We start from the raw sequence: 24,654 nt of genomic DNA, 5'->3' as shown, positions 1-24,654 counted from the left end.
ACTCACCATGAACTCGCTTGAACTCAGCACTACGACGGCGAACCTCACCGCCCCGGTCATCTCACGTTCCGACGTCCTGGTGGTTGGCGGTGGCCCCGCAGGTGTGGCCGCTGCGGTTACCGCGGCCCGCTCCGGCGCCAAGGTCACGCTGCTTGAGCGCTACTCATCCCTGGGCGGTCTGGCCTCCGGCGGCATGGTCTTGGTGTTGGACGACATGATCAACGGCCAGGAAATCACCGTCACGGGCATCGTCTCCGAATACGTGGAGCGCCTCCAGAAACTCGGCCTGGCAGTGGTCCCGCCAGCTGATGACCGCAAAACCTCCGAGGAACTCTGGAACAAGTGGGGCCGCTTCGGAACTTTCGACTTCCACTCCCACACCAATCCCAAGCCCATCTGCTACGCAGCCGCCTTCGATCCCGATGGCTGGAAGCGCGTCTCCAACGACCTCGTCCGTGAGGCCGGCGTGGATCTTCGCCTGCACTCCTGGTTCTCCCGCCCCATCGTGGACAACGGCGTCATCAAGGGTGTCATCTGCGAAACGAAACTGGGCCCGCAGGCCTTCATGGCCGACGTCGTGATTGACACAACCGGCGACATCGACGTCGCTTCCCGTGCCGGCGCCAGCTACGCCAAGGACAACTACCTCACCACACTCGTTTTCCGCCTCGGCAACGTGGACACCAATGCCGCAGAAGCCTTCGAACAGGCCAACCCGAAGGAAGCCCGCGCCATCAACCGCAAGATCAAGCGGCTTCTTGGCGGCGCCTGGGAACTGTGGTGGCTCAAAACACCCATCGACGGCGTGGTCTGGTGCAACGCCCCGCACATGTCGGGCTTCGACGGCGTGGACCCCGCAGACATGACTGCCGCGGAATTTGCCGCGAGGGACCGCATCTCGGAGGCCGTGGACTACGTCCGCGCCAACCTCCCTGGCTTCGAAAACTGCTACATGCTGGACGTCGCTTCGCAGATGGGCGTCCGCCAGACCCGGCTCCTGGAAGGTGAGTACGTCATGACCAAGGACGACGTCACCCAACGCCGCCACTTCACTGACACCGTTGCCCGGGGCCGCGATTACTACTACCCGTACCGCTCGTTGCTGCCCAAAGAAGTGGACCAGCTCCTGGTGGCCGGCCGGCACTACTCCGCCACACCGGAAGCGCAGAAGATGTCCCGCGAGATCCCGCCCTGCATGGCAATGGGCCAAGCCGTCGGCGTTGCCGCAGCCCTCGCCGTCGAGAACAACCTCTTGGTCCGCGACGTCTCCGCACTGGACATCCAGCAGGGTATGCGCCGCCACGGGGCAGACCCGGGCGACATCCCGTCGTCGAACGCTACTGTCGACGAATCCGCAGCGGTGCCGGCATGAGCACTGTGATTTTGGAACAGGCAGAAGGCACGACGGCGGCACGCACCAACGCGGCCCCGGCAGCAACCCCGCTCCCCTTGGACGGCATCAAGATCGTGGACTTCACCCAGGTGTTCATGGGCCCGTCCTGCACGCAACTGCTGGGCGACTACGGCGCGGACATCATCAAGGTTGAACGCCCCGGCGCCGGTGACATATCGCGCAATTCCTTCCCGGACCAGGATGGCCAGGACAATCCGATCTTCCTATCCATCAACCGGAACAAACGCAGCGTCTCCGTGGACACGCGCAGCGACGAGGGCCGCGAGGTGCTGCACCGGCTGATGGCCGACGCGGACGTGGTGGTCAGCAACTTCCGCTCCGGCGTCATGGAACGCATGGGCTTCGGCTACGAGGACCTCAAAGCCAAAAACCCAGGGATCATCTGGGCCTCCGGCACCGGCTTCGGTCCGGACGGTCCCTACTCCCACAAGGGCGGGCAGGACGCGATCGCCCAGGCCTACTCCGGTGTGATGTGGCGGCGGGAATCCGAGGACACCAAGCCCTCCATCTACCCCACCACGTTGTGCGACTACATCACCGGCATGCACCTCATGCAGGGCATCCTGCTGGCATTGCGCACGCGTGAAACCTCGGGCACCGGCCAAAAGGTGGAGGTGACCATGTACGACTCCATGCTGCACCTGCAGATGCAGGAGGCCTGCATGCAGCTCAACCGCGGTTACGAGGTCAACTGGGGTGCCATGCCGCTGAGCGGTGTGTTCGAGACCACCGACGGCGCCGTGTGCATGGTGGGTGGCTTCACCCCGGACCCCCTGGCCCGCATTTCCAAAGCCTTGGGCCTGGATGAAGACCTCACCCAACGGCCCGAGTTCTCCAACCTGGAGCAACAGTTCAAGAACAAGCCGGCTTTGCAGGCGATCTTCCGGGAGCACATCGCCACAAACTCCACGGAGTACTGGACTCACGAACTTGAAGAGCAAGGGCTGCTCAACGCTCCGGTTCACACCCTTGAGCAGGCTCTGGCCGACGCCCAGACCGAGGCCAACGGCATGATCGTTGAGGCGGAACACCCCGCTGTAGGTACCGTCCGCATGTTGAACGCGCCTATCCGGCTTTCGGCCACCCCTCCGACGATCCGCCGTGCGGCACCGCGCCTCGGCGAGCACAACATGGAAGTCCTCTTGGAGAACGGTTTCGATGAGGAGACTATTGAGCGCCTTGAGAAGTTGGGGGTCCTGCGATGACCGCCCCTGTTGAAGAGCGCGTTGACACCGTGACCCTGACCATTGAGAACCACGTGGCAACGGTGGTCATCGATCGCCAGCATGTTCTCAACGCCGTCGATGCCACCGCGCATTCCCGGCTCAACGAGATCTGGGACCAGCTGGAAAACGATCCGTCAGTGCGTGCCGTGGTCATCACGGGAGCCGGATCTCGTGCGTTCTCGGTCGGGGCGGACATGTCGGCCTCGGCCGTAGACAAAACCGGTCTCGAATACTGGGCCAGCCTGGATCCCAACGGTTTCGGCGGCCTGAGCCTGCGCACCACCCTCGATGTCCCTGTAATCGCCCGGATCAACGGTTACGCGCTGGGCGGCGGTATGGAAATGGTGCTGGGCGCCGACATCGTGGTGGCCGCCGACACCGCCAAGTTCGGTCTGACCGAGCCCCGCGTTGGGCGGTTGGCGCTCGACGGCGGCATCCACCAGTTGGTGCGGCGGATCCCCCACACCCAGGCTATGAGCATGTTGCTGACCGGACGGAAAGCCGACGCCACGGAAATGCATTCGATGGGACTCGTCAACGAGGTAGTGCCCGCCAAAGAGCTTGACGCCGCGGTGCAGCGCTGGGTGGACCAGATCCTTGCCTGTGCGCCCACCTCGGTTCGGGCGGTGAAACAGATGGTCACCCAGACCACCCACCTCACCGCCAAGGAAGCGCGAGGGCTTCGCCTACCCGCCCTGATGGCTGCCCTTGACAGCGAAGACTCAGCCGAAGGCGTGCGTGCTTTCCAGGAAAAGCGCCAGCCAGTGTGGCCGGGCCGCTAATAGCAGTGATCACTTCGAACGAATACAAGGAGATACCGATGCAGCCAAGAGTTGCGCTCGAATCCCTCAGCCGTGAGTCCTTGCCTGCCGGCGTCTGGGGCGTGGTTGCCACACCGTTCCAAGGCAGCACCCTGGATGTGGACTTGGACAGTCTGGCCGAGCTCGTGGAGCACTATGCAACCATCGGCGCCACGGGGCTGACAGTCCTGGGGGTGTTCGGAGAAGCAGCCGCCCTCACAGCTGACGAACGCCGGGATGTCCTGGAGACGGTAGTCGAATGCACATCGCTGCCGCTGGTAGTGGGTGTGACCGCTTTGGCGACGCGACCGGCCATTGAGGAAGTGCTGGCAGCTCAAGAAGTGGCCGGCAGCCGTCTCGCGGCCGTAATGGTGCAGGCCAACTCCGCCAAGGCGGAAACCGTCATTGCGCATCTGGATGCCATTCACCGGGCTACCGGTGCCAAAGTTGTCCTGCAGGACTACCCGCTGGCCAGCGGTGTCAGCATCGCAACGTCGACGCTGATCTCTGTAGTCACCGCCTGCGACTACGTCATCGCCGTCAAAGCCGAGGCGCCGCCAACCAGCGTCGCCATCGCGGAGCTGAGTGCCGCCGTCGGGGTGTCTGTTTTTGGCGGTCTGGGCGGGCAAGGCCTGCTGGACGAACTGATGGCCGGGGCGGCGGGCGCCATGACCGGCTTCTCGTACCCTGAAGCCCTGATTGCCTGCGTCCGTGCCTGGCAACAGGACGGCTACGATGCGGCCCAGTACGAGCTCCTGCCGTACCTCCCCCTGATCAACTTTGAGCAGCAGGCCAAGGTGGCTTTGGCCATCCGTAAGGAATGCCTGCGCGAACGGGGACTCATCAAGGACTCCGGTGTCCGCTCACCGGCCGCAGGGTTCCCCGAAAACCTGCGGGCCAGCATGGTGACACACCTTCGCGAAGCAGCTGCTGCGACGGAAACCGCGAAAACAACAGTGAAGACAACTGTAGGGAGCTTCTAATGGACCTCGGAATCGCCGGCAAGACCGCCTTGGTTGCTGCTTCCACGGGTGGGCTGGGCCTGGCCGTTGCGCGTGCTTTAGCCGCAGAGGGAGTACGGGTGGCGATCGTTGGCCGCCGTCGGGACCGCGCCAAGGAGATCGTCGAAGAACTGCAGGCTGCTTACGGGACAGGCTCACTGGGCGCTACCGGTTTTGACGCGGTGGCCATCGAGGCCGACCTCACCACCCCGGAGGGCATCGAATCCGCCGTCCAACAAACCGTCGCCGACCTCGGGCCAATCGACATTCTGGTCCTCAACGGGCCAGGCCCCAAACCAGGAGCCGCCGCGACACTGAGCTCAGATGACATCGGGGCGGCGTTCGATCTCCTGGTCAAGCCGCACCACTCATTGGTTTCACACGTACTCCCCGGAATGCGGAAACGGCGCTGGGGCCGGATCCTGGCCATCGGATCCAGCGGTGTCACAGCCCCGCTGCCCAACCTCGCAGTGTCCAATACCGGACGGGCCGCATTGGCGGGCTACCTTAAAACCCTTGCTGCTGAAGTGGCTTTGGACGAAGTGACCGTAAACCTTCTCCTCCCCGGCAGAATCGCCACCGATCGCGTCGCCCAACTGGACCATGCCGCAGCCAAACGTCGCGGCACAACGTTGGAAGACATTCAACTCGAATCCCGTAAGACCATCCCTGCCCGCCGCTATGGAGAACCCGGGGAATTCGGCGCAGCTGCTGCGTTCCTGTGCAGCGCACCGGCGTCGTACATCACCGGCGTCGCGCTCAGGTGCGACGGCGGCCTGATCCGCAGCCTCTAACCCCCACTACTTGCAAAGGAAACACCATGACGTCCACAGCCTTGGAATCCAGCATCACCAACGACGCCGAAACAAGCACCGCCCAACACCTCATCAACGGCCAATGGCTGGGCGAAGCCGACACCCAGCGGACGAACCCGGCCAGGCCCGGGGAACTCGCAGCCCTCTCCCCCAGCGGCACCGCCGAAGACGCTGATTCCGCCATCACGGCCGCCGCAACAGCCCAGCCTTCATGGTCCGCCATGCCCGCACCGTCGAGGGGCGCCATCCTCATCGCTGCCGGGAACCTGCTGATCGAGCGGCAGGCCGCCATCGCCGAGGACTTGGTCCGCGAAGAAGGCAAGACACTCGCCGAAGCCAAGGGCGAAGTGAAACGTGCCTCGGACGTCCTTCGTTTCTTCGGCTCTCTCGGTTGGGCAGCCACCGGTGAGGTACTGCCCAGCGGCCTGCCGGACACCACCATCACCACCCGCCGCGAACCGCTGGGCGTTATCGGGCTGATTACTCCCTGGAACTTTCCCATTGCCATCCCGGCATGGAAGACGGCCCCGGCGCTGATCAGCGGCAACACCGTTGTCATCAAGCCCGCCGAACTCACTCCGCTGTCCGCCACGCACCTGGCTCGTGCCCTGCAGGACGCCGGGCTTCCGGCCGGAGTGTTCAACGTGGTGCACGGCAAGGGACGCGTGGTGGGGGATGCTCTGGCCCGTGATCCGCGCATCGCGGGCCTTTCCTTCACCGGCTCCACCAACGTGGGCCTGGGTCTGCAGGAAATCCTCAACGCCCGCCGGGCCCGGGTCCAGTTGGAAATGGGCGGCAAGAACGGGGTCTTGGTCCTCGACGACGCCGATGCCCGCAAAGCCGCGCAGGTGGTGGCCACGGGTGCTTTTGGCCTGACGGGACAAGCATGCACAGCAACTTCGCGCGTTTACGTGACGCCGGGAATCCGCGCTGCCTTCACGGAAGCTTTGGTCGAGGAAGCCGCTGCCTACACCACCGGTGACGGCTTGGGAAGCGGCACGCGAATGGGCGCTGTGGTGAGCAGGCAGCAATTCGAACAGGACCAAGCCGCGGTGCGTACCGCCGTCGAACGCGGTGCCACTCTCCTTCACGGCAGCTACGACGGAGACCCGAACGGCCCGCTGTTCTTCCCGGCCGCAGTCCTCACCGACCTGCCGATGGACGACGCAGCGGTAACCGAGGAGATCTTTGGGCCGGTGGTTACAGTTCTTGAAGTGGCCGATTATGAAGCCGGCTTGAATGCCATCAACGACTCCCGCTACGGTCTGACCGCCGGCATCTGCACGGACTCGTTGGCCCTCTCTACGGACTTCGCTGCCCGGGCGCAAGCAGGCGTGGTCAAGGTAAACCGCCCCACCGCAGGCTTGGACCTCAACGTTCCCTTCGGTGGCGTGAAGGATTCATCCACCAACACCTTCCGCGAGCAAGGCAGGTCCGCCCTGGACTTCTACACGTGGGGCAAAACCGTTTACACGGGCGTGTAGCGGGCCATGAGCTACGTGATCGCCCAGCCTTGCGTGGATGTGAAAGACAAGGCCTGCATTGACGAGTGCCCGGTGGATTGTATCTACGAGGGCGATCGCTCGCTCTATATCCACCCGTCCGAATGTGTGGACTGCGGCGCGTGCGATCCCGTGTGTCCCGTTGAAGCTATCTACTTCGCGGACGATGTCCCGGACGAATGGGCCGATTACGTCAGGGCCAACGCTGAGTTTTTCGAGGAACTGGGCTCGCCGCAAGGTGCGGGCGGGTTGGGCAATCAGGGCCGCGACCATCCCGTGGTCGCCGCAGAGCCTCTGCGCGTTGGCCAACCCGTCTAGGTCGCAGATCAGGTCGTTATGAGCGCTCATAACGACCTGATCTGCGACCTAGTTGGGTTTGCCTAGTTGTTGCTTGAGGGAGCCAGCCGGTAGCCGACGCCCCGGACCGTCTCAAGCCAGCGCGGCGCCTGGATGCTGTCGCCAAGTTTCTTGCGCAGGTTTCCCATATGAACCTCGACGGCGCGCTCGTCTGCGTCGCTGACGTAACTGCCGACGTCGTACGGTTCGTTCCGGAGCCGACGCGCGAGGTCTGCTTTGGTCCGCACTATCCGTCCGGTCTCCAGCAATGCGAGCAGGAGGTCGAACTCCGTGCGGGTCAGCTTGAGCTCTTTCCCGTTGAGGACCGCGGTGCGGGAACCGGCTGAAACGGCCAGCCCGTTGTGGCTCACTTCGGGGTCCACAGCTTCGGGCACGCTCTTGGATTCCGACGACGCGCGGGGGCGTCGCATCATCGCTTCAACACGGGCTCGCAACTCCCGGGGACGGAAAGGCTTGGTGAGGTAGTCGTCCCCACCGGCTTCCAACCCCATAAGGGTGTCCAGCTCCTCGGCGCGTGCCGTCAACATAATGATGTAGGCGTCGGAGGATTTCCGAATCTGGCGAGCTACCTCAAAACCATCAATGTCGGGGAGTCCGAGATCCAACGTAATAACGTCCGGATTCAGCTCGCGGGCCGATGTCACACCTGCGGATCCCGTGGACGCGACATGTACATCAAATCCCGCCTGGGATAGAACTACGCGTACCAATTCGCGGATATCCTGGTCATCTTCAATGACCAGCCCCACACGTGCTTCACTCATCGCTGCCCCTCAGCCCCTTCGATAACCTCAGAAGTATATCCATTATGGTTAGGCTGATCTCATGAACCGACTTTCTTCAGCATCTCTGGTGGATGTGCCATGACCCACCCTTCAACTTGGGATATTGGTGAAAAGAAGAAATTGTTGGTTTTTAGGCGCTCTTTCCACGAACATACCTTGCGTATGAGGGTTGTCCTCAGCCAACTGCCGTTGTCTGTGTGTGTCTGTATTTCGGCCATCCTGGTTTGGCTGTATTTTCCCGCCACACTTGAGAATCCGCTGTTCCTTATATTCCTGCTGAGCCAGGCACTCCTGCTGGCGCTGTGCATCATTGTGCCGTGGCACCGGCTCCCGTTCGCCAGCTTCCTCACCATCCCCATCTTGGACATGGTCTCCATCGGATTCGCCCGTGAAGGCTCCATGGAATCCATCACCGGCCTCAGTGTCCTGGTGGTACTCCCGGTCATCTGGCTGTGTGCTTCAGGGTTGTACCCGAAGCTCGCTATTGTCCTGTCTTTCCTGGGACCGTTGGGGATCGTCTGGGTCCCCCTGTTCGTGCGCGGAACCTTCAGCGAACAGGACTTCACCAAGCCATTCCTGTTCCCCATCCTCATGCTGGGAATTGGAGTCTCCGTCAGCGTCCTAACGTTGAGCATGGTGCGCCAGCAGCGTGCCCTGGAAGAGAAGGACGAGGCACTCAAGGAAGCACTGAGCGTCAGCACCAAGCAAGAGCGGCTCCTCAACACCGTCATGGAAGCCCTGCCGCTGGGCGTGGTAGCCGTGGATGGCGATGGGCATGACATCCTCATGAACCGCCGCCAACGCCAAACCCATATCCTGGCGACTCCCCCGGACAATGACGATCCCAACGAATCCCAGTTGCTGATCTTCGACACTGACAGGACTACGCCGTTGCCGGCGGATAAGAGACCGGTGCGTCGTGCCGTCTTGGGTGAACGTTTCACGGACCAGTTGGTGTGGTTGGGCTCCGGAAAGGAACAGCGAGCCTTCACCGCGAGCGCACGCCCAATGGTGGACGACGCCGGGAAATTCGCAGGTTCGGTGGTGGTGTTCAGCGACGTCACAGACCTGGTGAACGCGCTTGCCGCCAAGGATGATTTCGTTGCCAATGTCTCCCACGAATTCCGCACCCCGTTGACGTCCATCCTTGGCTACGTCGAGCTCATCCTGGACGAGCCGGACGCCCTCGATGCCCGGGCCCGCAAACAACTCGACATTGTCAGGCGCAACGCGGAGCGGCTGCTGACACTCGTCTCGGACCTGTTGGCCGTGCGCTCGGGTCAGATCGTCATTCAGCCGCACGCCGTGGACGTCGTGGAGTTGGTGCGTGGCAGTGTCACCTCGGCAGAACCACGCGCGGCCAAGGCCGGAATCCGACTGTCGATGGACCTCCCGGATGCGCTGGAAGCCCATGTTGACTCATCACGGATTGCTCAGGTGCTGGACAATCTGGTGTCCAACGCAATCAAGTACTCCCCCGACGGCGGGGATGTGGAAGTAGCTGCCTGGGAGGAGCAGGACTTTGTTTTCTGCCGGGTCACTGACACCGGGATGGGTATGAACGAACAGGAGCAGGCCGAGGCTTTCACCAAGTTCTTTCGCGCCGGCAGGGTACGCAAAAGTGCCATCCCGGGCGTCGGCCTGGGGTTGCCCATCAGCAAAGCCATCGTTGAAGCCCACGGCGGGACCATCACGTTGGAGAGTGTCCCCGGGCAGGGCACCACTTTTACGGTGAAGATGCCCGCCTAGCGTTAGCGTTTTACTGCCGCTGTGCCGTTCCCGGCATGCTCTGCATCCCGACGGCGTCCGAAGAGGAAGTAGCTGACGGGGCCGAAGAAGTTGATGAAGGAGACCGCACGCCAGATCACCTTCTTGCCCCTGATTTGCTCGTCCGGGGTCTTGCCGATGCTTCTCTGCGCGGCACCCAGCAGGGCCATATTCACCGCTCCACTAACCAACAGCATGATCCGTTGGCCTTTGGTCATATCGCGCCACGATTTCTTGCGGGCCATGATGCCTCCATCCGTGAAGAGTTAGTTATCAGGCTAGTCCGACGCCGACCGGCCCGCCACAGCTTGGCGTACTACTTCGCCCCATGATTGTTCGGCCAGATCAGCCACAGCAGCCAAAATTTCCGACGGCGGCAGGGACAGGTCCAGCGGGTACTCCACGATGTCGATGTCCGTGTTGAGGATGCGGCGGAGCTTCATCTCCCCCGCCCCCGCGTAGACGAGCCAAGCGGTGGGAACCCTCAGGGCCGTGCAGTACGCCAGCAACTGGTAGTGGTCTGCGCTCAGTGAGGCACCGGCGTCGGAGGCTGCTTGGTATTTGGAGTCATAGACCACCACGGGGCGGCCGCCCAGGAAGTGGACGGCGTCCGGGCGGACAGTCAGGCGATCGGAGTCCCTGACGGCCTCGTTGAGCAGCGCCCCGTATTGGAGGCGCATCTCCCCCGGATGTGAACCCATGGCGGACCTCAGTGCGGTGCCCACGAATTCTTCGAACACCTGGCCCATGTCCACCACGAAGGACGCGGTTTGCTGCTTGCCCTCGCCCGCCTCGGCGGAAGCGTTCCGAAGAATGACCTCGGACAGACGCAGCACGGCGTGATACCTGAGGTTCATCCTGTTGGCGCGCCACGGCGGCAGCGGCGCTCCGGACTGAAGCCGGGTAACGGCGTCGAGCTTTCCCTTGAGCTGCCGCAAGCGGCTCAGCACATCCGGCCGAACCCCGGGAACCTTTCCCATGCGCTCCAACGCAGCACGGAGGATACGGTTCTCAGCGATGTCCTCCGTAAATTCGTCGTAGGACACCTCCAGCGGCACCATCATCCCGGGGCGTCGAGAGATCTGGTCCGAGATACGGATGCGGCCTTTGACGGTGCGCAGGGACTCTTCCACGGTCAGATAGCCCTGCAGTACGCCACGGCTCAGGGCTTTATCTGCCAGCTGAGCGAGCGATTCGGCCAGTGCGCTCCACAAATCCGGGTGCTCCACGGCCTCCACGGAATGGTCGCGGAAGCCTTGGTCCCCGGCGTAGCTGAGCAGGAAAAGAAGCCGGCTGAGGCCCAGCCGATCCTTGGGACGGACTTCCAGCTGCACTGAGGCGGTCCGGACTGAACCCACCTTGCCAACAGGCTCAATCCTGTAAAGGCCCATGCCCATGGGCGACGCCTTGGCCAGGCCGCTGGTGTTGATAAACGCAGCCGACTCGGGATCGAGTTTGTCCACCACACCACGGGAGAGCTCGTCCATGACGATATGCCGCGGCCCGGAGATGACCCGCCCGGCAGAGGCAGGCGTCCGCCCGGCAGAGGCAGGCGCCCGGCCGACAGAAGCGGGCGCACGGCCCGGCCTGGGCGGGATGACTTTAGCGGGCTGCAAGACGTCCCAGCAACTGGTCCAGGCCGAAGCGTTCCTCCAGCTGCGCACGGTTCAGCTGCCCGTGGTAGTGCTCCTCCAGCAAAGGCATGAGCTCGTACTTCCAGATCCGACGTAGTCCTGTGGGGTTCTGCGCGGCGTTCTTCATGAAGTACGACGGCCCGATCATCAGGTCCCGGTCCCAATCGTCGATCGCGTCATTGAGCGCATCCAGCAGGTCCGCGTTGAGGGTGTCCAGCCCGCGGGCTTCGAGGAAGCGACGCAGGGTGCCGCGGATCGGCTCCTCCTTGGGGTGCAGCTCGATAAAGGCGAAACGACGGCGGATGGCGGCATCCATCATGGCGATGGAGCGGTCCGCCGTGTTCATGGTGCCGATGATGTAGAGGTTGTCCGGCAGGCTGAAGGGCTCGTTGGGGCTGTACTGCAGGTAGATACGATCGTCCCGGTACTCCAGGAGGAAGTAGAGCTCACCGAAGACTTTGGCCAGGTTGGCGCGGTTCATCTCATCGATGATCAGAAAGTAAGGTTTGTGCGCATTCTCGGCCTTGGCAGCTTCCTCGGCCAGACGCCTCAACGGCCCGGCGACGAGTTTGAAGGACACTTGACCGTCGTCGGTTTTGTCCGGCCGGTAGCCCTCGAAGAAGTCCTCGTAGGCATACGAGGGGTGGAACTGCACCAGCTTCACCCGTTCGTCGGTGTGGTCACCCGCCAGCTCGGACGCGAGGTGCTTGGCCAGGTAGGTCTTGCCGGTTCCCGGAGGACCGTAAAGAACCAGTTGGCGGTTTTCTTCGAGCAGTTCCGCTATCTCCTTCAGGGGTTCGAGGTCCATGTGCAGGGACGCCGCGAACTCTTCTGTCAGGGGCCGGAATCCTTGCTGGACAACCTCGACGGCGGTGGTGGGCACGGCTTCGTCCTCACCATCGGTTTCGGCCTCCACAGGGAGCAGTTCCTGCAAAGCCTGAATCACCCTGGTGACATCCACGATGATCCCCGGAGTGGAAAGTTGACGCTGGGCGTGACGTGGAAGCTCGGGGATAGCGTAGCTGTCCTCGAACCAGCGGACCTTGCGTCGGATGCGGCGATTGTCCTCGTGGTGTTCAGGTTCGCCAAGAACCACGCCTACCCGTACCCTGCCGGCATGCTGGTAAAGCGTGAGGTCGCCGGGCTTCATGACTGTCAGGAAAGCAAAGACAGCGGTTTTGGTGTCTTCGCGTTCCACGTAGCCCAGGTGCTTGTAATCCTCGTCCACGGCATGCTGAACCACGCCGGCCGTGACCCCCGCGGTGAGGGTACGCAGGTGCTCCACGTCCAAGGTGGCCTTTTCCTCGGCAACCCAGCTGGCCAAGAGGTCACCGTTGTCATGATGGGTGCGCAGGAGCCAGGAACGGCGACCCGGATCCCCTACCTTGCGCCACTGACTCACCAGTTGGCGGGAATACCAGTCGATGCGCTGCCCGGCTTGCTCGTCCAAGTGGAGGCGGATGCGGTGAATGTCCGCGGTGATGTCCTCGTCCGTATCACCTTTGGCACCGCCGACGAGTGAAGCGAAGGCGTCCCGGATCTCCTGGCGTTCGACATCGGCCACCACGGGCTCAAAGTAGCTCGGCCACACCAGGTACTCGATGCTGCGGCGAAGGGCCGGCTGATCCTCTGGCGTTGCTGCAGCGAGTTCGTGGAACGTCAACGGGTCCGCGAGCGCTTCGTTGAGGGTGGCCGTGCTTTGGCTGTCAACGTGGGCCACGAAACGGCACAGCCACTTCAAATGGTCCCAAATGGTCCAGTTGAACTCGGCAGTGCGGTCCCGGATAACGCCGTGGTCCGTCATCCCCTCATAAAGTTCTTCCGGCAGCTCGATGGGCGGCTGAACCCATGACGCCGCTTCGGCAACGCGGGCACGCTTGACCCTGAGTGATTTGACCTCGTGCGCGAGCGGCAGTGATTGCAGGAACAACAGTTCCACGGCCAGCAGTTTGGCCTCCCGGGATGCGCCTTCCAGGTTCTGCCGCAGGTTGGTCATCATGGGGGCTTTTGAGTCCTCGACCCCGCGTTCGAGCCTTTCGAGAAGCTCGCCCGCAGCATCCGCGGTCCACGTCAACGTCCTGCCGTCCAGCGCGGAAGGTCTCCCGTGAAGCGCCGGACCGAGCACATACCAGGCTGCGTCCTCGATCTCCTTGGAGACTCCGGGGGCACGGTTAATGGCAGTTTTTACGGAGGGAATCACCATGCCAACTTACCTTGTTTGGCTTATCCAAGCATCCGGATATCCACAGGCTTGCCGTTCCACCCGCGTGACCGGCTATTGGCCTGCGTTTGTCCGCCGCTAGCTTCCATCGCGGAGGTCGGCAGGGGGCTCGTCCTTCAGTTCTATGCTGTCGAATCGTGCCACGCAGCTCTCACCCATCGGGGCTTGCGACATGAACCCCACGTGCACAGGTTTCTCCGTATCCAACCTGAACAGCCGGACAAAGGACCACTCCCGGCCATCCGATGACCAGTGGAAAGCCCACGCTGGACCCACCCGGCTGACCCGCAGGTAAACCCACGGAGCGGTCACCACAGGCCCGTTGGAATCGTCGGAATAGCTGTTGGTCACCACGCTGACCACCATGGCTTCCCCCTGCGGGGAATACTCGAAGCAGAGCTTGGCCCAGTGCTCGTTGTCCGCCCACAGGGTCAGCACACCGGCGTCGAATGTTGTCCGTGGTGAGGCCACCAAGACCCTGGCCGACAACGAGAAAGCCGCCGGAGCCCTGAACCCCAGCGCAGTAGCGCCGTGTTGCGGTTCTCCCCCGAGGGAGTCGTTGGTCCAGTCAACCCCGGGCGCGGCTGTGAGCGTCAGCGCCCCCTCGGTCTCGTCATAGCTGGCATGACCGGCGGACGACGTCCATTCCAAGGGTGGAATTCCTGCTATTTCGGGGATCAAATCGGTGCTCCTCTGTGGCCTGAAAGAATGGTCAAGAACACGCTTTCAGAGATTGCCGGAGATGTGCGGGAGGCCACACCCGGGCACCACCAGAAAGACCTCTAGTGCATCCCGAATTGGTAGCTGAAGGGAACAGACTCGCCCGGACAAACCTCTTCCCACAAAGCGGCGATCGCATCCTCCCCTTCGCGGAGGTCCGGAATCTCGACGCCCTCGCGCAGAATGGCGGCCGCCTCCCCGGGGTTTCCCGTGCGCGCAAGCGCAAGCGCCCGGAGGAACCTCAAACGTCCGACGACGGCGGCCTCCTTGGGTGCCGACGCCGTCAGATCCAGGGCCATGGCCGGGTTTCCGTGCCGGTTACTGAGCGTTACGGCTTCGGTGAGCAAAGCTACGTTTGAAGGGTCAGTCTTCACGCCGTTCCGAAGCTCAGCCAGACCCTGCATTTCCTGTCCCTCAGCAAGCAGCGCCAAGCCCAGGCCACGGTGCGCGAGCGCCTTGGTACCGGGCCTCACATCGCGGGCCGCCAATACTTCGCGATACAGCGCCTTCGCCCCACCCAGGTCCTGCCGTGCATGCTTCATGGTGGCCAAATGAAGCTTTGCCTCCGGACTGTCCTGCCCGGACAGCAAGTCTTCCCAGTCCGCCCCTGCAACGAAGCTGGGCGCGCCGTCGAACGCCTGCCCCCGCAGCAACCCGAGCCACGGTTCCTGCTCGGCCGCGACGCTCTCCTCCACGAAAGGCGTACCGCTTTCATCAATCCAAGCCATGCCCGACTGGCTGCGACGAGCACGCTCCACAACGCCCCAACCGCTGCCGTGCAGCAGCATCTCCGACGGCGGGACGTCGGCATTGCTGATGGCTGCTGGAAGCATGGCCTCAAGTTGTTCGTGGGGCAGGAGTTGTTCCAAACGTTCGCTGGCGTGTGCCACCGCAGCATCCCAGTCGGCACCGTGCGAGGTCTCAGAATCAAGGTGCCCGTTCCCGTACGCTTCGACCCATGCCCACTCGGCGCCGGCGGGCATCACCAGGTGTTCGAACTGCGTCTGCGCGAGGCCGGCCTGGATCTCGGCGTACGGTCCGGCCCCTGGGCTCAACCACTCCTGCCAACGCTTGCCGCCGTGTCCTTGGCCCCACACGAAGAGCTTCTTTCCCCGCAGGAGGCCCGTGGACAGCATCGCCAGCCCGTCGCCGTCGTCGTCGGCTGCCACAACCCAACGCCGTTCGGAGGGGTCGATGTCGAAGAAGAAGTCCGCCGCGTGCGGGCTGTTGACCAGCCACGTGCCGTCATACCCTTCGTGGTTAGTGGGCCTTACTCGGGTGATGTCCGTGGCGTAGTCGCTGCCGAAAGCCTCGTCCGCCGGAGCGATGACCCGAGTGCGATCCGTTTCCGGGATGGCTGCGTTGCTCCACCAATACATGGGGACATCGTGATCCTTCGGGTTCCGCAGCCTGACCGCGGCGAAGAGGACGTCCGAGTCCGCAGGCAACCAGATGTCCACTTGGAACACCACTTCCCTCAGCCGCTCGTACTCCCACATGCGCAGGATGTGTTTGCCGTCCGGAGTGTGGACAATCGCGGTGTGCAGCGGATCGCAACTGGTGGGCGAATGTCCACGGGTGCCGATATTCCATTCCAGCCCGCCCGCAAACCACGCCTTGCGCAGCGCAATGTTGGCCAGTTGCGGGGCATCGTGGGTGTGCAGGAGCTGTTTGCCTGTGGCTTTATCGAACAACTCCCAGATGCGGCCACCCAGTGAAGGGAGGACGGTCACCTTGAGTTTGCTGTTTTCAAGCACGACGGCGGTCAGTTCCATGGGTGCCGCGTCCCGGCTGTAGCCGTCCTGCATGAGGTACGGGTAAACGTTGGGCACCACACCGTAGCGGGCCGAGGCCTGGAGTTCCTTCGGCACGCCCTCGCCCACGGTGTAGGGCTGGTCCAGTTCGGCTGCCACCACCGGCAGGGGGTTCAATGGTCCGAGCTCAGCCATTGTCAGGGAGATCGTGGTGACGGTGAGGTTGGAGCTTGCGGTGATGGCCACGTCAGTATCCGATCGTGAGAAGGAGGCCGCGCTGCGGCTCAAGGGTGATGGCTTGGCCGGGCGCGTAGCTCGCGGCGGATTGGAACCCGGGGATGCCCGGGGCTACGACCTCCTGGGCGGCAGCGTCGTCGTCGAAAATCAACGTCACATCCTCAGTTTCACTGGCCCATGACGCAAGCGCTACAACCATTCCGCGCTCCGTCACCCACGTGGTGGCCAGCACGTCCGGGTGGCTGGTCCGTACGGGTGACTGAGGGTCCCAGAAGCCCTGCATCTGCCCGCGCTCAAGGCCGCTTGCGGCCCAGAACTCCCAGAGCGGGCGGTTGTCGACGGCGGGCGCCCGGCCCGTCATGCCGAACACCATGCCCCGCCACGGGTTCCCACCGCCTTCCAACATCTCGCCCATGAGGCCGAAGGGAATGCCGGATAGCTCCACCAACCAATAGTCGGGATCAGTGGTGTGGTAATCGAAGTACTCCCCCAGCCAGAGCCGGTCCACGTAGGGCAAATGTTCCATGTACAGATTGGCTGAGGACGCGTATCCGTCATGGGCTGTGAACTGGTTGGCGGAATGAAGGTCTATTTCCGGCCCGTCCACACCTCTGGCTTGGCAGGCCCTCTCAAGGACCTTGCGGACCCGCAGCATGGCGTGCCTGTCGTAAGCAATGTCATCCAAGTAGATGCCGTCGATCCCGTCCTCGCCGTTGGCCAGTTCCTGCACGCTTCGAACATAGAAGTTCTCCCACCGCGACTCACCCGTGGTCACCACGGCGATGTCGTCCACGTTGGGCGCGAACCACGCTGAGACGTAACGGCTTCCCGCATGTTCCTGCAGCCAGATGTGTCCCTTGCCCGGTCCATCACTGAAGATCTCGTGGTCCAGGTGCAGCAACGGCAACAGCTCCGGACTGTGGAAGGTGAGCTCACGGACAGTGTTGTACACCTTGGCCTTCAGACCCTGCCGATGACACTCGGCCACATAGTTGCGCAGCGAGTCCCGGGTCAGCAAGGGGTCATTGATATATGGCGCCGGTGCCGTTGCGTGGTGAACGTTGACCACGGTGGCTCCCGCAGTTCTGATGTCCGCCGGATTTTCAGGAGCGTGGAAGTAGCGTTTCCCAAGGTGCTTAGCTGGCTCGATGGGCTTGAACGGCGTCAGCAACAGGCGGAAATCGAAGTCAAGTGGTTCACCGGCGGTAAGGGTCCGCGCGCCACTGAAGGCGTTCAGCTTTACAGTGCCGTCCGCCGTGTGCAGCTTAACCCCGCCTCGGACTATGACGTCCCCGCTGCTCTGCTGACGATTGGCCCACGACGTCGGCTCCACCAACGGTTTTTCCCGGTAGAAGTTGGTATTGAGCGGCCGTTCATAACTGCCGTCGCGCAGGGCAAGCTGGATTCCGACGTTCACGCTTCCCAGCCACAGCGCATCCTGGTTCTTCGTGGCCACATCCCACGTCCAGTCCAGGGCATCAGGGCGTCGACCACCCGGCACACCCAAGCCCATGGCAAACAGAACGGCCGGTTCCGGAAACTCAAGCTGCAGCCCGACGTCGTTCACGTCCACACTCCCCTCGGAACTGAGGCGCAACGAGTACGAAACTGATCCATCGGCGTCGAGAACGCCGTGCAGCTCCAGCGCCAGAACTAACTTGCCGTCTTTTCGGCCCGTCCAGCTGCACCGCCACGACGTCCGCCCCGGGCCCTCCTCAATGAAGACGAGCTGCCCATGCGTCCAATCGATTCCCTCGACGTCCAGTCGCATCGGGGCACTAAATAGCTCGACGGCGGGACCATCAGTTGCGGTGACGGCGGCGGTGAAGGTGGACGTCACCTGCGCCGGCAGTCCCGACTCCGTCAACCGCAGGGACCTGCCCAGAATCCCCAACGTCCTGCTCGATTCGTCCAAGGTGATGAGCGTGAAGGGCCGAACGAGTTCCGTGTCCTGGGCCACCCGCGAATCCAGCCAAGCCAGGCGCCGCAGCAAACGCGGATCGCCAAAGCCGCCGTCGGGTTCTGTGTCCGCGTCTGCAGCCACATCAAGCGTGACCTCGACGTCCTGCGCCGCTTGGCCAGTGGCGCTTATACCGGTGGCGGTAATCCTCACCAACGCCTCCACGGTGGTTCCGGCAGCATTGCACGGGACTGGCAGGATCACGTACAGCGCCTGCACCTGCCCGGCTCTCAAGGCAAGCGTCCTCTGCCATGGCTTGCCCAGACGGTCCACGCCATCAGTGTTGATGCAGTGTCCCCCGGACGGCGCAGTGACTTCGACCGTCACGGCTTCGAGGTCCTGCTGGGCGTACAACCCAAGCTGGACCACGTAGTCCTCCCCGGGCCGGGCATTGGCTGTGAATGTCGTCCCCGGCCCGTTGATCACCCAGTGTGCTGGAAGGTCGCCCTGCATGGAGATGGGGTGCAGGCGGTCCTCGGGAAACACCAGGAAAGCCTGGCCCCCGTAAGCCCGGTGGAACTTCTCCAGTTCGTCCATGCGGGCAGTGAAGTTCATCGGCGCGAAGGTGTCCCGCTCGCTGGCCGCCTCGTATCGCAGGACTGTGGCCTTTGGCAGCTCACGCTTCGCCGGAACCCACGCTGAACGCCCGACGGCGGCAGCCCAGGCAGGGTCTGCGGCCGGACGATGCGGGAGGTACTGCGCCTGGGGATAGTGGGGTTTGCCCAGCATGGCGAAGGGCAGGTAATAGACGAAGTAGATCCCCAAGCCATCGATCGCCTCGAAAATAATGCTTCCGGACTCCCGGCTAGCCTCTTCCACGAGCACGTTCCGGACCCTGGTGCCACTCTTTTCCGAGACGATGATGACGTCAACCGACGCCGGGTGGTGGTCCTGCCGTCGCCAGGGGATGACCACCCTGTGAGCACTGGCTGGTAAGTGGGTATCCTGCGCCTCTTCCCCTACTTGGACCACTTCCACCACGAACCGGTGATTTCCGTAGAGCAATTTGTCCCACGCCCCAATGCCACATTCCACCTCCGGGTGGGCCCTGTATGGAGTGTTGTTTCTGCTTCCTTTGGGAAGGGACACGGGGGCCGGTGAAACCGGCGCGGGCAGCGGCATCGCTGGGACTCCTGAAGGTAGCTTCCGGGGCTGGTCTCCGAGTTGGTGAATCCTTACATCATCCCGTCGTTCTGCGGAGTCGTAAAGGGTCATTACGATGCGCGATCACTGCAATTTTCCCGTCCGTATGCTGGACCGCAGGGCCTATTTGGGCATGGCAAGGTTCAGCGCGTTGACTTTCGCCCTTGCTGCCCTGACAACCTCGCGGTCCGTGACGGTGTAAGCGGTGGGATCGCTGCCGTCCTGGGCGCCAAGGGAAATCGCTCCCTCTCCAAGGGTTGAGACGGTCTTCTTTGCTGACAGGTGGACGGCGGACAGGCCCGCCGCATGCATCGCCGGGATGTCCTCCAAGGACAGTCCCCCGCCAGCCATGATTTCCAGGGCTCCCCCTGCCCGTTCCACCATGGCGGTCAGGGTTTGCAGGCCTGCTCCGGCGGTAGCTTCATGCCCCGACGTCAGGACCCGGGTGAAGCCCAGTTCCATGAGCTGCTCAAGGGCGGCCAAAGGGTCTTTCGACTGATCGATGGCCCGGTGGAAGGTCAATTGCGCTTTAGGATTGGCGTCCATGGCTGAGTCCACCAGACGCTGTACAGCCTGCACGTCCACTTCTCCTGAGGGAGTGAGCGCCCCCACCACCACCCCGCGGGCACCCTGGGCGAGCAGGTGCCGGATCTCGTGGGCCATGGTGTCCAGGTCGGAAGCCGAATACCGGAAATCGCCGGGCCTGGAGCGAATCAGCGGATGAATTTCCAGACGGCCATCGGCGTGCTCCATGCTCGCTTCCATGAGTCCTTGGCTTGGAGTGATCCCACCAAGTTCCAGGCTGCTGCACAGCTCAACGCGGTTGGCTCCTTCGGCGGCAGCCGTGCCTGCACCTGCCGCGCTCACCACGGCAATTTCAAGTTTCATGCTGAAACTCTACGGGCAGCAGGAGCTACGCGCGGTAGCGTTCGAGCTTTTCCTTTTGCTCCGGTGTGAGCCGGAGGACCCGTCCGGTGGCCTCCGCCACGAAAGCCAGGTGAGTGGTGGCTTTGACGCAGTCCTCCCGTGTGACGGGATCCTTGATGACGTAGTGGAGATCGAAGCTCGCGCCCTTAATGGCGCCGACCCAGATCTCAACGATGGCCGGCACGTTGCGGTAGTCCAGCGTCCGGACGTAGCGGACTTTATGCTCCACAACCAGGGTCATGGTCCCCTCCTCAACATCATTGAAGAGGGCAGCGGGAGGTTCGACGCCGGGGAGGCCGGCACCGCGGGGCGGCCCGAAGGCTGCGATACGGGCTTCCTCGAGCATGCGCACAATTTGGACGTTGTTGATGTGTCCGTAGGCGTCCATGTCACCCCAGCGCATGGGTACGAGGACCTCAATGCGCCGGGGTGCCACAGGCTCCTTCGGTGTTTCCGTGCTCAGCTGTGCACCGCCGTCGAGTCGTCCACAGCGGTCTCTTCCTCACCCGCGAACTGGGACATGTACAAGCGGTAGTACGCGCCCTGGAGAGCGAGCAGCCGGGTGTGGTTTCCCTGCTCCACGATCTTGCCGTTCTCCATCACCAGGATCGTGTCGGCGTCCCGGATGGTGGAGAGTCGGTGGGCGATGACGAAGCTCGTACGGTCCGTTCGGAGCGCTGCCATGGCCTTCTGCAGCAGCAGCTCAGTACGGGTGTCCACGGAGCTCGTGGCTTCATCCAGGATCAACAACGAAGGATCGGAGACGAAAGCACGGGCGATGGTGATGAGCTGCTTTTCACCGGCACTGACGTTGTTGCCTTCTTCGTCGATGATCGTCTGGTAACCGTCCGGAAGGGCACGCACGAAGCGGTCCACGTAGGTGGCCTTGGCTGCCTCCATGATCTGCTCTTCGGTGGCGTCCAGATTGCCGTACCGGATGTTGTCGTAGATGGTCCCGCCAAAGAGCCAGGCATCCTGCAACACCATGCCAACCTTGGATCGCAGCTCGGCACGGCTGAGGTCCTTGATGTCCACGCCGTCCAAGGTGATCCGGCCGGCATTGAGCTCGTAGAAACGCATCACAAGGTTCACCAGAGTGGTCTTGCCGGCACCGGTGGGGCCCACGATGGCCACCGTATGACCAGGTTCCGCAGCAAAGGACAGGTCCTCGATCAGCGGCTTGTCCTCCACGTAGCTGAAGGAGACGTGTTCGAACTCCACGTGGCCATCGGTCTTGGAGGGCAGGTGGCGCGTAGCGTTCTCTTCCACTTCTTCATCGGCATCCAGGAACTCGAAGACGCGCTCTGCGGAGGCAACGCCGGACTGCAGCATGTTGGCCATGCCTGCAATCTGGCCCAGCGGCTGGGTGAATTCACGGGAGTACTGGATGAACGCCGCCGCGTCGCCGAGGCTCATGGAGCCCGAGGCAACGCGGAGCCCGCCCACCACGGCAATGCCGACGTAGGACAGGTAGGAGACGAAGTTCATGGCCGGGAAGATCACGCCGGACACGAACTGTGCACCGAAGGATGCTTTGTACAGTTCCTCGTTCTTCTCGTCGAAACGCTCCAGCATGTCGGCATCGCGGCCGAACACCTTCACGAGGTCGTGGCCGGAGAACGACTCCTCGATCTGGCCATTGAGTGCGCCAGTGTTCTTCCACTGTGCGGCGAAGAGCTTCTGGCTGCGGGCACCAATGACGCCCGCAACGATGCCGGACAGCGGCAGGGCGATCAAGGCAATCAGCGCCAGCTCCCAGGACACGATAAACATCATGACCGTGATACCCAGAACCGTGAGTACGGAGCTGACCAGTTGGGAAAACGCCTGCTGGAGACCCTGCTGAACGTTGTCGACGTCGTTGGTCACGCGGGACAGGATGTCGCCACGCTGGCGGGTGTCGAAGTAGTTCAATGGGAGCCGGTTGAGCTTGGCTTGGACGTCGTTGCGGAGCTTCTTGATGACCCGCATGACGATCCTGTTGAGCAACCAACCCTGGGCCCACAGGAAGATGTTGGCCACGAAGTACATGAGGAGCACGATCGAAATCAGGAACGTCAGCTTAGGGAAGTCGATCCCGTTGGTGAGTTCCATCTTGGAAACCATGTCCGCAAAGTTGCCTTGCCCCTGCTGACGCATGAGCTCCACGAACTGTTCTTGGGAGACCCCCTCCGGGACCTGCCTGCCGATGACGCCGCCGAAAATGACGTCCATGGCGATGCCCAGCACCTTGGGGGCGATCACGTTGAGGACCACCGAGACAATGACGAGGCCGATCACGATGTACACGCCAACGCTCTCGGGCTTCAGCAGGCCCATGAGTCGCTTGGCGGAGGGCCAGAACTCCTTGGCCTTCTTGGCCGGAACATCGCCGAACATGCCGCCGTCGGCTTCGGAAGGGACGTATTCCTCTTCGACGAAGTCTTCGTCGTCAAGCAGCTCTGTTGCTACCTCAGCCTCGGACGTTGCCTTGGCATCCTTGGCATCCTCTGCCTTGGCAGCCCAGCCACGCTTCTTCTGCTGGTTCTGCTCGCTCATGCCACTTCCTCCACGCTCAGCTGGGATTCAACGATTTCCTGGTATGTGGGTGACGTCTCCAGCAGTTCGTCGTGCGTTCCACGGTCAACGATCCGGCCATTATCCAGCACAAGGATCTCGTCCGCGTCCGCAATGGTTGAGACGCGCTGGGCCACAATGATGACCGTGGCGTCCCGGGTCTTGGCTTTCAACGCCTTGCGCAGCCTGGCATCAGTAGCGACGTCCAAAGCGGAGAACGAATCATCAAACAGGTACACATTCGGTTTGGTAACCAACGCCCTGGCAATCGACAGCCTCTGGCGCTGGCCACCGGACACGTTGGTGCCACCTTGGGCGATGCGCCGGTTCAAACCGGATGACTTTTCCTCGACGAAGCCCCTTGCCTGCGCTGTCTCCAACGCCTCCCACAGTTCTTCGTCGGTGGCGTCGGGCTTGCCGAAACGCAGGTTGTGCTCGATGGTCCCGGAGAACAGGTAGGGCTTCTGCGGAACCGCGGAGACGCGGCTGGTGATTTCAGATGCGTCCATCTTGGTGACGGGTACGCCGTCGAGCAGCACGTCACCCGAGGCGACGTCGTAAAGCCGCGGCAGCAGCGAAACCAGGGTGGTCTTGCCTGCGCCCGTGGATCCGATGATGGCCAAGGTCTTCCCCGGCTCGGCGGTGAAGGAGATGTTGCTCAGCACCGGCGCCTCCGCACCAGGGTATTTGAACGTGACGTCGCGGAATTCCACCCGACCCTTCTTCGCAGCCGGCACCACAGGTGAGGTGGGGTTGTGGATGGAAGGTTCGACGTCGAGCACCTCGCCGATGCGGTCGGCACAGACGGAGGCGCGAGGAATCATCATGGCCATGAAGGTACCCATCATGACGGCCATCAGGATCTGAAGCAGGTACTGCAGGAAGGCCGTGAGGGCGCCCACCTGCATGTCGCCGGAGTCCACGCGCTGCCCGCCGAACCACAGCACGGCAGCCGTTGACAGGTGCAGGATCATGCCGATGGCCGGGAACATCAGGACAAACAGGTTGCCGATCTTCACGGACACGGCAGTGAGGTCTTCGTTGGCATCGCCGAAGCGCTTGGCCTCGTGCGGTTCACGCACGAAGGCCCGGACCACGCGGATACCGATAATTTGCTCGCGCAACACACCGTTGATCGCGTCGATCTTGGCCTGCATGGAACGGAACAGTGGCATCAACCGGACCACGAGGTAGCCCACGACGGCCACCAGGACCGGAACGGAAACCCACACGAGCCACGAGAGGTTAAGGTCCTCACGGAGGGCCATGATGATGCCGCCAACACACATGATGGGCGTGGAAACCATGAAGTTCAGGCCCATGAGCACCAGCATCTGTACCTGCTGGACATCGTTGGTGCCGCGGGTGATCAGCGTGGGAGCACCGAATCGGTTAACGTCCTGGGCGGAGAAGCTGCTGACCTGCCGGTAGACGCTTCGGCGCAGGTCGCGGCCGATTGCCATGGCAACGCGGGCGCCGAAGTAAACGGCGATGATAGCGGTAAGCACCTGTCCAAGGGCGACACCGAGCATGAGCACACCGGTTTGCCAGATGAAGTCGGTGTCTCCGCGGGAAACTCCCTCATCAATGATTTTGGCGTTGAGGCTGGGGAGGTAGAGCGTGGCGATGGTGGACGCCAACTGAAAGATCAGCACTGCCACAATCTGCGGCAAATACGGCTTGGAGTAGCGCCGTATAAGGGTGACAAGCATGCCCACGGGTCCTTAGAAAGAGTGCGTGAATGAGATAAGAGAAGTTTGGCAGCAGGGGCTGACAGTATTAGCCTCCCCACTCTACGAAATTCGTTGCCCGGGCGAAACAACTTACGGAAAAGA

19 protein-coding genes are annotated in these 24,654 nt (G+C 62.6%); 8 read left to right on the top strand and 11 right to left on the bottom strand.

Annotation, left to right across the window (positions count from 1 at the left end):
- The first annotated feature begins 7 nt into the window (after nt 1-7).
- Genes RIF72_RS04895 through fdxA form a run of 7 tightly spaced genes read left to right on the top strand, consistent with a single transcriptional unit; the run spans nt 8 to nt 7,076 of the window.
- Complete coding sequence (locus tag RIF72_RS04895; RefSeq protein WP_309073726.1) at nt 8-1,372, top strand: FAD-dependent oxidoreductase; 1,365 nt, start codon at nt 8-10, stop codon at nt 1,370-1,372.
- Entirely contained in the window at nt 1,369-2,619 is a 1,251-nt protein-coding gene (locus tag RIF72_RS04890; RefSeq protein WP_309073725.1) for a CoA transferase, read from the top strand. The genes RIF72_RS04895 and RIF72_RS04890 overlap by 4 nt, the downstream gene beginning before the upstream one ends.
- The gene (locus RIF72_RS04885; RefSeq protein ID WP_309073724.1) at nt 2,616-3,422 is read left to right on the top strand and encodes an enoyl-CoA hydratase-related protein; all 807 of its coding nucleotides are present in this window, start codon (nt 2,616-2,618) and stop codon (nt 3,420-3,422) included. The genes RIF72_RS04890 and RIF72_RS04885 overlap by 4 nt, the downstream gene beginning before the upstream one ends.
- 38 nt (nt 3,423-3,460) lie before the next feature.
- Nucleotides 3,461-4,423: a dihydrodipicolinate synthase family protein gene (locus tag RIF72_RS04880; RefSeq protein WP_309073723.1), complete on the top strand. Its 963-nt coding sequence runs from the start codon at nt 3,461-3,463 to the stop codon at nt 4,421-4,423.
- Nucleotides 4,423-5,235 (top strand): SDR family oxidoreductase, encoded by an 813-nt coding sequence (locus RIF72_RS04875; protein WP_309073722.1) that lies wholly within the window; start codon nt 4,423-4,425, stop codon nt 5,233-5,235. Before RIF72_RS04880 ends, RIF72_RS04875 begins: the two co-directional genes overlap by 1 nt.
- A 26-nt stretch (nt 5,236-5,261) precedes the next feature.
- Nucleotides 5,262-6,740, top strand: coding sequence for an aldehyde dehydrogenase family protein (locus RIF72_RS04870; protein WP_309073721.1), 1,479 nt, complete (start codon nt 5,262-5,264; stop codon nt 6,738-6,740).
- A 6-nt stretch (nt 6,741-6,746) separates the two neighbouring features.
- Nucleotides 6,747-7,076: a ferredoxin gene (fdxA, locus tag RIF72_RS04865; RefSeq protein ID WP_309073720.1), complete on the top strand. Its 330-nt coding sequence runs from the start codon at nt 6,747-6,749 to the stop codon at nt 7,074-7,076.
- Between the two features lie 62 nt (nt 7,077-7,138).
- Here the strand turns inward: fdxA and RIF72_RS04860 are convergent, their stop codons facing one another.
- A complete protein-coding gene (locus RIF72_RS04860; protein WP_309073719.1) occupies nt 7,139-7,879 on the bottom strand; it encodes a response regulator transcription factor in 741 nt (246 codons plus the stop codon).
- 99 nt (nt 7,880-7,978) lie between these two features.
- On the opposite strand from RIF72_RS04860, the gene RIF72_RS04855 reads away from it, so the two are divergent.
- The gene (locus tag RIF72_RS04855) at nt 7,979-9,649 is read left to right on the top strand and encodes an ATP-binding protein (RefSeq protein WP_309073718.1); all 1,671 of its coding nucleotides are present in this window, start codon (nt 7,979-7,981) and stop codon (nt 9,647-9,649) included.
- Nucleotides 9,650-9,651: 2 nt separating this feature from the next.
- Here RIF72_RS04855 and RIF72_RS04850 read toward each other — a convergent pair whose 3' ends face one another.
- From RIF72_RS04850 to RIF72_RS04805, 10 genes are all read right to left on the bottom strand, one after another.
- Complete coding sequence (locus RIF72_RS04850) at nt 9,652-9,912, bottom strand: PLD nuclease N-terminal domain-containing protein (RefSeq protein ID WP_309073717.1); 261 nt, start codon at nt 9,910-9,912, stop codon at nt 9,652-9,654.
- Between the two features lie 33 nt (nt 9,913-9,945).
- The gene (locus tag RIF72_RS04845; RefSeq protein WP_309073716.1) at nt 9,946-11,154 is read right to left on the bottom strand and encodes a restriction endonuclease; all 1,209 of its coding nucleotides are present in this window, start codon (nt 11,152-11,154) and stop codon (nt 9,946-9,948) included.
- A 115-nt stretch (nt 11,155-11,269) separates the two neighbouring features.
- Nucleotides 11,270-13,504, bottom strand: a complete 2,235-nt coding sequence (locus tag RIF72_RS04840; RefSeq protein ID WP_309073715.1) for an AAA family ATPase — start codon at nt 13,502-13,504, stop codon at nt 11,270-11,272.
- Between the two features lie 96 nt (nt 13,505-13,600).
- Nucleotides 13,601-14,203, bottom strand: a complete 603-nt coding sequence (locus tag RIF72_RS04835; RefSeq protein WP_309073714.1) for a DUF1349 domain-containing protein — start codon at nt 14,201-14,203, stop codon at nt 13,601-13,603.
- Nucleotides 14,204-14,304: 101 nt separating this feature from the next.
- Nucleotides 14,305-16,242 (bottom strand): DUF5107 domain-containing protein, encoded by a 1,938-nt coding sequence (locus RIF72_RS04830; protein ID WP_309073713.1) that lies wholly within the window; start codon nt 16,240-16,242, stop codon nt 14,305-14,307.
- 1 nt (nt 16,243) lies between these two features.
- Nucleotides 16,244-19,315: a glycoside hydrolase domain-containing protein gene (locus RIF72_RS04825; protein WP_309073712.1), complete on the bottom strand. Its 3,072-nt coding sequence runs from the start codon at nt 19,313-19,315 to the stop codon at nt 16,244-16,246.
- 144 nt (nt 19,316-19,459) lie between these two features.
- Nucleotides 19,460-20,224 carry a copper homeostasis protein CutC gene (locus RIF72_RS04820; protein WP_309073711.1) on the bottom strand — a complete coding sequence of 255 codons (765 nt, stop codon included), beginning with the start codon at nt 20,222-20,224 and terminating at the stop codon, nt 19,460-19,462.
- Between the two features lie 25 nt (nt 20,225-20,249).
- Entirely contained in the window at nt 20,250-20,666 is a 417-nt protein-coding gene (locus tag RIF72_RS04815) for a thioesterase family protein (RefSeq protein WP_309073803.1), read from the bottom strand.
- Between the two features lie 56 nt (nt 20,667-20,722).
- Nucleotides 20,723-22,801, bottom strand: coding sequence for an ABC transporter ATP-binding protein (locus RIF72_RS04810; protein ID WP_309073710.1), 2,079 nt, complete (start codon nt 22,799-22,801; stop codon nt 20,723-20,725).
- Nucleotides 22,798-24,531 (bottom strand): ABC transporter ATP-binding protein, encoded by a 1,734-nt coding sequence (locus RIF72_RS04805; protein WP_309073709.1) that lies wholly within the window; start codon nt 24,529-24,531, stop codon nt 22,798-22,800. The genes RIF72_RS04810 and RIF72_RS04805 overlap by 4 nt, the downstream gene beginning before the upstream one ends.
- Between the last annotated feature and the right edge of the window lie 123 nt (nt 24,532-24,654).

The sequence above is a fragment of the Paenarthrobacter sp. genome (assembly GCF_031180005.1).
GTDB lineage: Bacteria > Actinomycetota > Actinomycetes > Actinomycetales > Micrococcaceae > Arthrobacter.
This window is presented reverse-complemented; position numbering and strand designations above follow the sequence as displayed.